This window comes from Salinicoccus luteus DSM 17002 (assembly GCF_000712035.1).
In the GTDB taxonomy this organism is placed as follows: domain Bacteria; phylum Bacillota; class Bacilli; order Staphylococcales; family Salinicoccaceae; genus Salinicoccus; species Salinicoccus luteus.
Genome location: NZ_KL544008.1, coordinates 472,480 through 484,588, shown reverse-complemented (window position 1 = coordinate 484,588; position 12,109 = coordinate 472,480). Strand labels below are relative to the sequence as shown.

Here is a 12,109-nt window from a genome sequence, read left to right as displayed (position 1 = left end):
CTCAGGTTTATTTATCTTTGATTTCATTCAGAAGATTTTCGATCTTATTGCCGTACTCAATAGAAGTATCATACTTGAATTGCAGTTCCGGCGCTTTTCTTATCCTGATTTCCTTCGCCACTTCGGAACGGACCAGCCCTTTGGCACGGCCCAGGGCCGCTTCCACTTCCTCCCGATTGTCGTTCAGGGATGTGAAGTAGATGGTCGCTATCTCCATCTCCTTGGTCAGCTCGACGTCCGTCACTGTAATCATCCCGATATCCGGATCCGATACTTTTGTACGCAGCGTCTCACTTACCACTTTCTTGATTTCTTCGGCAACTCTTTCATGTCTGTTGCTCATAGTCATCACCTTTCAATTTCAACCATGATATAAGGCTCGATCTGGTCTCCCTCTTTAAGGTCATTGAAGTTCTTGATCGTGATGCCGCATTCGTACCCGGCAGTCACTTCCTTGGCGTCATCTTTGAAACGCTTCAGGGTATCCAGTTCACCTTCGTAGATAACTATACCCTCTCTGATGACTCTTACACCTGAATCCCTGGTGATTTTGCCGTCGGTCACATAGGCGCCGGCAATCGTGCCGACTTTAGACACTTTGAATGTCTGGCGGACTTCCACGTTACCGATGACCTTCTCTTCAAACTCGGGATCCAACATCCCTTTCATCGCAGATTCGATCTCTTCGATGACATTGTAGATGATGCGGTGGAGTCTCATGTCCACTTTCTCACGTTCCGCCGCCTTCTTGGCATTGACATCCGGACGGACGTTGAAGCCGATGATGATCGCTTCGGAGGCGGAGGCAAGTGTAACATCGGATTCATTGATGGCACCGACACCCGTGTGGATGATGCGTACATTGACGCCTTCCACATCGATCTTCATCAGGGAGGCGCTCAATGCTTCCACGGAGCCCTGCACATCACCTTTGATGATGAGGTTGAGGTCCTTCGTTTCGCCTTCCTTCATCTGTTCGAAGAGGTTGTCCAGTGTGACTGCAGATGTCTGCTCACGATCTTTCATGACCTGCTCTTCGCTTCTTGCCTCACCGATGCTGCGTGCTGTCTTGTCATCCTTGAAGACGACGAAACGGTCACCTGCATGCGGCACGGCATTCAGACCCGTGATTTCAACAGGTGTGGATGGACCCGCTTCCTGGATGCGGCGTCCAAGATCGTCGACCATCGCCCTGACCTTGCCGAAAGTACTTCCGACGACGATGGAGTCGCCGACCTTCAGTGTACCGTGCTGGACGAGCAGGGAGGCTGCCGGACCTCTCGACTTGTCGAGTTCCGCCTCGATGACGGTTCCGACTGCCGGTCTGTCACTTTTCGTCTTGAGTTCTGCAACTTCCCCGACGAGCGTGATCATTTCAAGCAGGTCTTCAATGCCTTCACCGCTCAGTGCCGACAGGGAGACGAAAATCGTATCTCCGCCCCAGTCTTCCGGATAGAGGCCATGTTCGCCGAGTTCCGTCATGACGCGCTCAGGGTTTGCCGTCGGCTTGTCCATCTTATTGACGGCAACGATGATCGGCACTTCCGCAGCTTTCGCGTGGTTGATCGCTTCAATTGTCTGAGGCATTACACCGTCATCGGCAGCGACGACAAGTACTGTAATGTCCGTCACCTGCGCACCGCGTGCACGCATCGTTGTGAATGCGGCGTGTCCCGGTGTATCGAGGAATGTAATCTTCTTGCCGCCAGACTCGATCTGATAGGCGCCGATATGCTGAGTGATGCCGCCCGCTTCGCCCGCAGTCACTTTCGTATGGCGGATGGAATCGAGCAGTGTCGTCTTACCATGGTCGACGTGGCCCATAATGGTTACAACACTTGGACGTTCTTCATCCAGATCATCACCGAGCTCGAAATAATTTTCAAGGTCCGTATCATCTACCACGACTTCGAGTTCGGCAGTGAATCCGTGGTCGCTTGCGATCAGTTCCACTGAATCATTATCCAGTGGCTGGTTGATGTTCGCTACGATGCCGACCATGAAGAGGTCCTTGATGATTTTTGAGGAATCCACACCGATCTTCTCGGCGAGTTCGCCGACTGTGATGCCTTCCTGATAGGTGAAGTTCTTTGGAAGCTCAACCTCTTTTTTGACGGGTTCCGGCCTCTGGTTCTTCTGTTTATTGCCCGGCTTCTGGTTCTGGTTGTTCTTGTTCCTGTTGCCTGCACCAGGCTTGTGGTTCCGGTTGTTCCTCTGTGGACCCTGACCGCCCTTCTGCTGACCGCCCTTCTGCTGACCGCCTTGACTGCCTTTTTGGGTGTTCTGGCCGCCTTGGCTGCCCTTCTGGGTGCTCTGGCTTTTCGACTGCCTGCTGTTACTGGAGCTGCTGTCGGAAGCGCCGGATTTCTTGAATTCCTTGTTGAGGAGATTGACCTCACTGTCTTCGAGCGACTTCATATGGCTCTTCACTTCGATATCCCTTGCCTGAAGGAATTCAATCACCTTTTTGCTTGGCACTCCGCATTCTTTTGCATATTCGTAGATTCTGATTTTACTCATCGAATCACTTTCCTTTCTCTTTAAGCTGCAGCATCTTCCGGCTGAAACCTGAATCTGTAACTGACAATACAACCCGGTTCGAAGCGCCTGTAGCCGTACTCAGGGCTTCGTTGGTGTAATCATCAATCAATGGTATTTCATAGTAGTTGCATTTGTCTCTGACTTTCTTGGCTGTACTGCTGCCTGCATCGCTGGCAAGGAAGACGACTTTGGCCCTATTGCGCTGAATGGATTCTATCGTCTTCTCTTCCCCGGTCGTCAACATGCCTGCACGCTTGGCCAGGCCCAAAAGATTCAATATCTTGTCCGTCATCTTTTCGGAATGTCCTCCCGGTAGATCAGGCGGATGATTTCATCGTATACCGGAGAGAGCGTATCGCTGTCGAAGCCGAGCCTGCCTTCAAGCTTTCTGCCTTTGCGTGCGGCCTCGACCTTTTCAAGATCTTTGACCACGTAGCTGCCGCGCCCATTCTTCTTGCCCGTCGGATCGACGAAGACCTCTCGCTCTTTCGTCACCACGATACGGAGCAGATCTTTTTTCGGATGCATTTCATTGGTAAGGATACATTTTCTGAGTGGTACTTTCTTCTTCATGCTACATCACCCACAAGTCTTATTCGATGACGCCTTCTTCACGGGCGTCGGATTCGCTTTTGATATCAATCTTCCACCCTGTCAGCTTCGCAGCCAGACGGGCATTCTGCCCTCTTTTGCCGATGGCAAGGGAGAGCTGGTTGTCCGGAACGATCACCATTGTCGACTGGTTGTCCTCATCCACGATGACATCCACGACCTGGGAAGGGCTGAGGGCGTTTTTGACGAACACTCTCGGATCCTCATTCCACAGGACGATGTCGATCTTCTCGCCTGAAAGCTCATTGACGATCGCCTCCACACGGGCACCTCTTGCCCCGACGCAGGAACCCACCGCATCGACATCGGGGTTCTGGGCATGGACGCTGATCTTGGAGCGCTCCCCGGCTTCCCGGGCAACACTCATGATCTCCACAGTCCCATCAAAGATTTCAGGCACTTCCTTTTCGAAAAGGCGCTTCAGCAGGTTCGGGTGCGTCCGCGACACGAAAATCTGTGGACCTTTCGTCGTCTGCTCGACCTTGTTGACATAGACCTTGATCCTGTCATTGGGACGGTACACTTCGTTCGGCATCCTCTCGGATTCGCTCAATACGGCGTCCGTCCGGCCCAGCTGGATATGGACGAAACGATGGTCGACACGGTCGATCAGGCCCGTCATGACCTCGTCCTCCTTGTCGATGAACTCATTGTACAGGATGCCCCGCTCTGCATCGCGGAGGCGCTGCATCACTGCCTGCTTGGCAGCCTGGGCACCGACACGGTTGAAGTCCTTCGGTGTGACATCTTCGTCATAAGGATCGCCGATCTCATATGCCGGGTTGACCGTACGGGCGGTTTCGAGATCGATTTCCGCAGTAGGGTCCTCAACCTCCTCCACCACATCCTTCCTGGAAACGACACGGTATGAGCCGTTTTCCATATTCAGATCCACTTTGACATTCTTATGCTGTGAGTAGTTCTTTTTATAGGCTGTAAGAAGTGCCGCCTCTATTGTTTCGACAAGCACTTCATTGGGAATGCTTTTTTCCTTTTCAAGGTATTCTATTGCATTCAGTAGTTCCTGGTTCACTAATAAGCGCCTCCAATCATAATATTACCGCTTTGCGTATGGTCGCAATCCTATCCCGGCCAATCGTAACCGTCTTCGTGCGTGTTTTTTCCCTGTAGTCGATTGTCACTGTATCAGAATCGTAATCTTTTAAGATGCCTGTCCATTCCTTGTTGCCGTCGATCTGCTGATACGTCTTTACATATATCCCCTGGTTCAATGTCATTTCCAGGTCGTCATCATCTTTAATCGGACGTTCGGCGCCGGGAGAAGAGACGTCGAGGAAGTAGCCTCCCTTGACGATATCCCACTCATCGAGTTTTTCACTCAGCACTTCACTTGCCTGAGCACAATCTTCGAGCGTGATACCACCCTTTTTGTCAAGATACAGCCTCAAATAGTAGTCAGGACCCTCTTTCACATATTCCACTTCGATGAGCTTATACCCCATCTCCTCAATCAGTGGCTGTGCATGCGTCATGACATCCTGTTCTGTACGATTCACTGTCCATTCCCCTCCTTCAAAACTAAGAGAAGAACGGGCTAGCCCGTTCTTCTCCTTGTGACTGGGTATTTAATATCACAACTATTATATCACAGAGCCATTGTGCCTGCAACTACGCTACATGTCGAAAATGGACAGCTGGGCCTTGTCCGGCAGATGGTTGAGGCTGCCGAGCTCGGTCAGGTACTCCACAATCTTCGGGGAGACGCCGGCACGCTTGTTCAGGTCCTCCTTGGAAATGAAGGGCTCCTCTTCACGCGCTTCGACAATGCGCTTTGCGACACTCGCACCAAGTCCCGGTACAGCGAGGAATGGCGGGATGAGCGCATCCCCTTCAATCCTGAATTCGGTGCTGTCGGACTTTTCGACATCCACCGGCAGAATCTTGTACCCCCGCTGTGCCATCTCATTCGCAAGCTCCAGTACGATGAGCGTATCCTTCTCCTTTTTGGTCAGCTCCTGGAACCGCTGGTTCATCTCCTTTACCCTGTGCCTGATCGTCGTGCTGTCCTTGACCATCGTCAACAGGTCGAAGTCGGAAGCACGTACGGTGAAATAGCTCGCATAGTAGTAGAGCGGATAGTGCACCTTGAAGTATGCAATCCGCACGGCCATCAGTACATAGGCGGCCGCGTGGGCTTTCGGAAACATGTATTTGATCTTCTTGCACGATTCGATGTACCATCCCGGCACACCCTGTTCACGCATCGCCGATTCATGCTCCTCTGAGAGCCCCTTCCCTTTCCTTACCTTCTCCATGATGTTGAAGGCGAGGGAAGGTTCAAGCCCCTGGTACATCAGGTAGACCATGATGTCATCACGGCAGCCGATGACGTTCTTGAGGTCGCATGTGCCGCTTCTGATGAGGTCCTGGGCGTTGCCGAGCCATACGTCCGTACCGTGGGACAGGCCTGAAATCTGTACGAGCTCACTGAACGTCGACGGCCTTGTATCCTCGAGCATCTGACGCACGAATCCTGTACCGAACTCGGGTACACCGAGCGTCCCCGTCCGGCATACGATATCCTCTTCAGTAACCCCGAGCACTTCCGGGGAATTAAAAAGCGACATCGTCTCCTTGTCATCGACAGGCACGGTCTTCGGATCGATGCCCGAGAGGTCCTGCAGCATGCGGATCATCGTCGGATCATCGTGCCCGAGTATATCCAGCTTGAGCAGGTTGTCGTGGATGGAATGGAAGTCGAAGTGCGTCGTCTTCCATTCCGATTCTATATCATCCGCAGGGTACTGGATCGGCGTGAAATCGAAGATGTCCATATAGTCCGGAACGACGATGATGCCCCCCGGGTGCTGTCCGGTCGTCCGCTTGACCCCGCTGCATCCAAGGACGAGGCGGTCGATTTCAGCACCCCGCCGATGAAGCCCATTGTCATTCAGGAAGCCTTTGACGTAGCCGAAAGCCGTCTTCTCTGCAACGGTGCCGATCGTCCCTGCACGGAAGACCTTGTCTTCACCGAAGAGCTCCTTCGTATAGTTGTGGGCGACCGGCTGGTAGTCCCCGCTGAAGTTCAAGTCGATATCCGGTACCTTGTCCCCCTTGAATCCGAGGAAAGTTTCGAACGGGATGTCCTGGCCTTCCTTGATGAGGGCTGAACCGCATGCGCCGCATTCCTTATCGGGCAGGTCATAGCCCGAGCTTACACTGCCGTCCATGAAGAACTCGCTCGTCCGGCATTCGGGACACACGTAGTGCGGCGGCAGCGGATTCACTTCGGTGATTTCGGTCATCGTCGCTACGAAGCTCGAACCGACGGAGCCGCGGGATCCGACGAGGTAGCCGTCTTCAAGGGACTTTTTGACGAGCTTCTGACTGATCAGGTAGATGACGGCAAAACCGTTGCCGATGATGCTGTCGAGCTCCTTTTCGAGCCGCTCGACCACAATCTCGGGGAGGTCGTCCCCGTAAAGGCTGCGGGCATTGCTGTAGCTGAGTTCCCTGATCTCGTCATTCGCCCCTTCGATGTTCGGGGTATAGAGCTTGTCCTGGATCGGGACGACCTCTTCTATGCTGTCTGCAATGCGGTTCGGTGCGTCGATGACGACTTCCTTCCTGACATCCTCGTCAAGGAAGGCGAACCCTTCCAGCATTTCATCGGTCGTCCTGAAATGCGCATCCGGCAGGCGTCCGCGGGAAAGCGGGTTCCCCGGGTTGCTCTTCACCAGGATGTCCCGGCACAGCTTGTCCGATTCATCCAGATAGTGCACGTTGCCTGTGGCAACGACCGGCTTGTCCAGCTCGTCACCGAGCCTGATGATGTTTGTAATGATCTCCTCAAGCGTCGTCTCGTCCCGAACGATTTCACGGTCGAGCAGACGGCTGTAGAGCGCTTTGGGAAAGATCTCGAGATAGTCATAGAAGCCCGCGACCTTCTTGGCCTGGTCATAGGACTTCTGCATCATGGTCGTAAACACTTCACCGGAATCGCACGCGCTGCCGATCAGGATGCCTGACCGGTATTTCTCAAGCACCTGCTTGCGTATACGGGGTGTCTTATAGAAGTGGTCGGTCAGGGAGGCGGAGACGATCTTGAACAGATTCTTCAGCCCCTCCTGGTTTTTGACGAGCAGGGTGACATGCGTCGGCATGGCCCGCTTGTATGAATCGGAATCGGCAAGCTTTTCATTGATATGGCTGTGATTGTCTATGCCCAGCTTCCTGATCTGCGACAGCATCTTGATGAAGATGTACGCAGTCGCCTCCGCATCATAGATGGCCCGGTGGTGCTGGGTCAGCTCCACATTGTATTTCTTCGCCAATATGTTCAGTCCGTGCTTTTTGAAATCCTTGTTGATTGCACGGGACAGTTCGAGCGTATCGATGACGCCGTTGGTGTAGGAGCCGAGGCCCTCCCTGCTGTAGGCCGCCTCGATGAAGCCCATGTCGAAGCTCGCGTTATGGGCGACGAATATCGCGTCACCCACCCATTCCTTGAAATCTGTAATCACTTCAGAAATCGGTGGTGCATCCACCAGCATGTCATCCGTGATGCCCGTAATCTCCTTGATGGTTTCGGTCAGCGGTTCATTCGGGTTGCTGAAACGCTCGAAGCGGTCGATGATCTCGCCATCCTTCACCTTGACGCCGGCAAGCTCGATGATCTTGTCATATTTTGATGAGAGGCCGGTCGTCTCGACGTCGAACACCACATATTCATGTGTATCGAGGGCGATGTCCTGCGGCCTGTAGGCGATCGGGGCACCATCATCGACGAGCAGGCCTTCCATGCCATAGATCATCTTGATTCCGTTCGATTGGGCGGCATAGTAGGCGTCCGGAAACGCCTGTACATTATTGTGATCGGTCACTGCAATGGCACTGTGGCCGTAGTCGGCGGCCCGCTTGACGTATTCCCCGATGTTCCTGAGGCCGTCCATCTGGCTCATCTCCGAATGGAGATGGAGCTCGACCCGCTTCTCGTCACTCCTGTCCGTCTTCTCCGGTTTATGGACCACGTTCAGGTTGCGGATCATGAGCACCATGTCCCTTGAAAATTCATCATATTCCACGTTGCCCTCGATGACCACCCAATCGTTCTTGGACAGTGCATCGAAGACGGCATCGTCATTCTTGCCATGGCGGGAGAACATCTTGGCGGCGATCGAATCGGTATAGTCGGTGATCTTCAGCTGGAGTATTTTGCGGCCGGTCCGGAGTTCCCTGACCTCGGAATCGAAGATGACCCCTTCGACCTTGACGTTGAACTCCTCCTCGACGACCGTTTCAAGCGGCCGGATATCACTCATGTTCATGGACTTGCCGATCTGCTTGACGACCGTTTCCTGCTGCTGCTTCATCTCGGCTTCATTATCCTTCTGCTGTTCAATGAAGCCCTGGACAAGCTCCGTCTTCTCTTCCTTCAGGCGTGCCTCAAGCTTTGTCCGGCGGTCGGTATCGAGTGCCCTGTCGGCATGGAATTCCACCGCGCTGATCGGCATGCCGTACGTGTTGTAGGCAGCAGTCAGATTGCCGTTGATGTGCTTGTTGAAATGCGCCACTTCAATTTCGTTCTGTACTGAAAACATCAGAATGCCATCCTTGAACTGCTTGTCACAGTTGAGCAGCTGGAAGCGGATATTTTCATTGACATTGATGTTGATGAGGGCATACTCCAGGTAGTCGATGATATCCTTGTCCGTGTAGTGGTCTGCAGAAATGATCAACTTCGTATCTGCGATATTCGAAAAGGCATCCTTTACGCTTTTTTCCATCATGCTCCTTAATGAAGCAGGTATCATCTGCTCAAAATGCAGGTGGAACTCCCACAGTCTTCTGTCGTCATCAGACACGACCTTCTTCAATGTGCCCGTCGACAGATAGTCTTCATTCCCCCTGATACCTGCCTGTTCGAGCAGGATGTTGAACTGGTCCTTTCCCTTCACTTGCAACACTCCTATAAAAGCGCGTAAATCCAGGATTTACGCGCCCAACTTCTTTTAATAGTTCACTTCCAGATACTGCATTACGTCATCTATCGGCAACTCCATGGAGTCTTCGCTGTTCCTTGCCTTCACTTCCACTTTACCCTCTTTGGCTGCACGGCCGACGACGATCCTGTACGGCAGGCCGATAAGGTCGGAGTCTGCAAATTTCACACCAGCCCGCTCTTTCCTGTCGTCATACAGCACACGATACCGCTTGCCGAGCTCCTCATAGAGTCGTTCCGCAATGCCGGCACCTTCTTCATCCTTCGGATTGGCGGTGATGATGTGCACGTCGAAAGGTGTGACGGCCTTCGGCCAGATGATGCCCCGGTCGTCATGGTGGCTTTCAATGATGGCGGACAGGGTCCTTGAAATGCCGACGCCATAGCAGCCCATGAGTACAGGCACACTTCTGCCGTTCTCATCCAATACGTTCAGGTTCATCGCTTCAGAATACTTGGTGCCCAGTTTGAAGACCTGGCCGACCTCGATGCCTCTCATGAACTTGACCGGACCGCTGCCATCCTGTGCCATTTCACCTTCGGTGATGAAGCGGAAATCTCCGAATTCACTGACTTCGAAGTCCCGTCCATGATTGACATTGATGAAGTGATGGCCGCTCTCGTTCGCTCCTGTCGGATAGTCCTGCATGTTCCTGACCTGATAATCCAGGTATACCGGCAGACTGGTTCCGACCGGACCGAGACTGCCGGGTGAAGCACTCAGCAGGTTCTCGATCTCTTCATCCGTCGCGAAGTCGATATCATCGGTGCCAAAATGGGACTTGACCTTCACATCGTTCAGTTCGTGGTCCCCCCGGAGCAGAATTATCACGTAGTCGTTGTCGACACGCAGAACCATCGTCTTCGTCGTCTCATCCAGATTGATGTCCAGGAATTCCGCAAGGGAGCTGCATGTCGCTACATCCGGTGTCGCCACCTTCTCCAGTTCCCTGTCGCTGTGGATCTCCTTCGCTTCCGGTACCGGACAGCCCGCCTTTTCGATGTTCGCCGCATAGTTGCTGCCGTCGGTGTATGCAATCGTGTCTTCACCGATATCCGCAAGCGCCATGAATTCATGGGTATGGCTGCCGCCGATCGCCCCGGAATCCGCTTCGACTGCCCGATAGTTCAGTCCGACGCGGGAGAAGATGTTCGAATAGGCATTATACATGTCGTGGTATGTCTCATCCAGCGATGCTTCATTACTATGGAAGGAATAGGCATCCTTCATGATGAACTCGCGCCCGCGCAGCAGTCCAAACCGTGGACGCAGCTCGTCCCGGAATTTCGTCTGGATCTGGAACAGCGTCAGCGGGAGCTTCTTGTAGCTCTTCAGCTCGTCGCGCAAGAGGGCCGTCACAATCTCCTCATGTGTCGGTCCAAGGGCGAAATCGCGCTCGTGGCGGTCCTTCATGCGCATCAGTTCACTGCCGTATGCCTCCCAGCGTCCGGATTCCTGCCAAAGTTCCTTCGGATGCAGAACGGGCATATGGATTTCCACGCCGTCGATGGCGTTCATCTCTTCCCTGACGATCTGTTCGATGTTGTTCAGAACGAGCTTCGTAATCGGCAGGTAGGTGTATATGCCGCTCGCCATCTGCTTGATCATGCCCGATTTCAGCATCAGCCGGTGGCTCAGGCTGTCTGCGTCCTGCGGTGTTTCACGCATTGTTGGTATAAACATTCTGGATTGTCTCATTCACTTCACTCCTAAAGGAAAAATGTCTTTATGTCATTCCATGTTACTAGAATCATGACCATCAGCAGGAACAGTACGCCAATCAGCTGGATATTCAGTTCCACCTTCTTGTTCAGCGGTTTTCTGAATATGCCTTCATAGAGGACGAACAGGATGCGTCCCCCGTCCAGTGCTGGAATCGGCAGCAGGTTCATGATGCCGAGGTTGACACTCAGGATGGCGGTAAAGTTGATCAGTGTGATCAGCCCCTGTGCCGCCACCTCTTCAGTCACCTTGTATATGCCGACCGGTCCGTTCAGCATGTCGAAGGAGAATGTACCTTCAACAATACTTATAAACATATTGACGACCAAATCAAAAATCATGGTACTCATCTGGACGGTCTGTTCAGCACCCCAGAGTATCGGGGAGAAGACACCGCGTTCCATCTCGGCGCCGATGCCGATGATGAGTCGTTCCGACGTTTCGCCGTCCGGGAGTTCCGTGGTCTCGACGACCGGTGTCATCTCCACTGTCCGGGATTCACCATCATTGGCCACTTCGATATCAAGCGGCTGCTCACCCTGCTCCTGGATGATGGCCGACATGTCATTCCAGTCATCGACAGTCTCACCGTTGATGCTCTCGAGACGGTCCCCTTCCTGGAGACCTGCTTCTTCAGCAGGTGTATCCTCTGCAACAAAACCGACGACTGCTTCATCCGTCGGCTTGCCCTGCACATAGAACAGCACCGTAAACAGGACGAATGCCAGGACGAAGTTCATCAGCGGTCCCGCAGCAAGCGTCATGAATCGGTGTCCGACGGACTTCGACTCAAAGCGTGACTCCTTCGGCGCAATGCGTTCCAGCTGCGAATTCTCGACGAAGTAGGCTTCATGCGCCAGGCTGTAGGTGACCTCCTCGCCGTCATGAAGACGGCTCGCACGGATGTACATCTCTTTCGTAATATCGGATTCGATGACTTCCACTTCTTCTATCTGGGTGAAATTGTGCTTATCATCGAGGATGATATGCGTGATCTCATCCCTATCATCCACCTTGAGCTGCACCCGCATACCGGCATTCAACGGGTTGACTTCCATCTCTTCGGAAGCCATCCGCACGTAGCCGCCGACGGGCAGCAGCCGTACGGTGTAGAGTGTATCATTATATTTGTATGAAAATATCTTCGGTCCCATGCCGATGGCAAATTCGGGACACATGATGCCGGCCCGTTTGGCAAAGACCAGGTGTCCGAGTTCGTGAACCGTCACCAGCACACCGAAAACAACAATAAAAGCTAAAATGCCGGTCAT

At 53.1% G+C, this 12,109-nt stretch carries 9 protein-coding genes; all 9 read right to left on the bottom strand.

All coding sequences use genetic code 11. From position 1 onward, the window contains the following. Nucleotides 1-7: 7 nt before the first annotated feature. Nucleotides 8-343 (bottom strand): 30S ribosome-binding factor RbfA, encoded by a 336-nt coding sequence (gene rbfA, locus BO53_RS0112250; RefSeq protein ID WP_031548627.1) that lies wholly within the window; start codon nt 341-343, stop codon nt 8-10. A gap of 5 nt (nt 344-348) precedes the next feature. Further along, a complete protein-coding gene (gene infB / locus BO53_RS0112245; protein ID WP_031548625.1) occupies nt 349-2,520 on the bottom strand; it encodes a translation initiation factor IF-2 in 2,172 nt (723 codons plus the stop codon). 4 nt (nt 2,521-2,524) lie between these two features. Then, complete coding sequence (locus BO53_RS0112240) at nt 2,525-2,833, bottom strand: L7Ae/L30e/S12e/Gadd45 family ribosomal protein (RefSeq protein WP_031548623.1); 309 nt, start codon at nt 2,831-2,833, stop codon at nt 2,525-2,527. Continuing rightward, nucleotides 2,830-3,114 carry an RNase P modulator RnpM gene (gene rnpM / locus BO53_RS0112235; protein ID WP_031548621.1) on the bottom strand — a complete coding sequence of 95 codons (285 nt, stop codon included), beginning with the start codon at nt 3,112-3,114 and terminating at the stop codon, nt 2,830-2,832. The genes BO53_RS0112240 and rnpM overlap by 4 nt, the downstream gene beginning before the upstream one ends. Nucleotides 3,115-3,133: 19 nt before the next feature. Next, nucleotides 3,134-4,186 (bottom strand): transcription termination factor NusA, encoded by a 1,053-nt coding sequence (gene nusA, locus BO53_RS0112230; protein WP_031548619.1) that lies wholly within the window; start codon nt 4,184-4,186, stop codon nt 3,134-3,136. A 16-nt stretch (nt 4,187-4,202) separates the two neighbouring features. Then, a complete protein-coding gene (rimP, locus tag BO53_RS0112225) occupies nt 4,203-4,670 on the bottom strand; it encodes a ribosome maturation factor RimP (protein WP_031548617.1) in 468 nt (155 codons plus the stop codon). A gap of 117 nt (nt 4,671-4,787) precedes the next feature. Beyond that, a complete protein-coding gene (locus BO53_RS0112220; protein ID WP_156956149.1) occupies nt 4,788-9,071 on the bottom strand; it encodes a PolC-type DNA polymerase III in 4,284 nt (1,427 codons plus the stop codon). A gap of 54 nt (nt 9,072-9,125) precedes the next feature. Beyond that, nucleotides 9,126-10,814 carry a proline--tRNA ligase gene (locus BO53_RS0112215; RefSeq protein WP_031548612.1) on the bottom strand — a complete coding sequence of 563 codons (1,689 nt, stop codon included), beginning with the start codon at nt 10,812-10,814 and terminating at the stop codon, nt 9,126-9,128. Nucleotides 10,815-10,825: 11 nt separating this feature from the next. Next, on the bottom strand, nt 10,826-12,109 hold the full coding sequence (rseP, locus tag BO53_RS0112210) for an RIP metalloprotease RseP (RefSeq protein ID WP_031548610.1): 1,284 nt from the start codon (nt 12,107-12,109) through the stop codon (nt 10,826-10,828).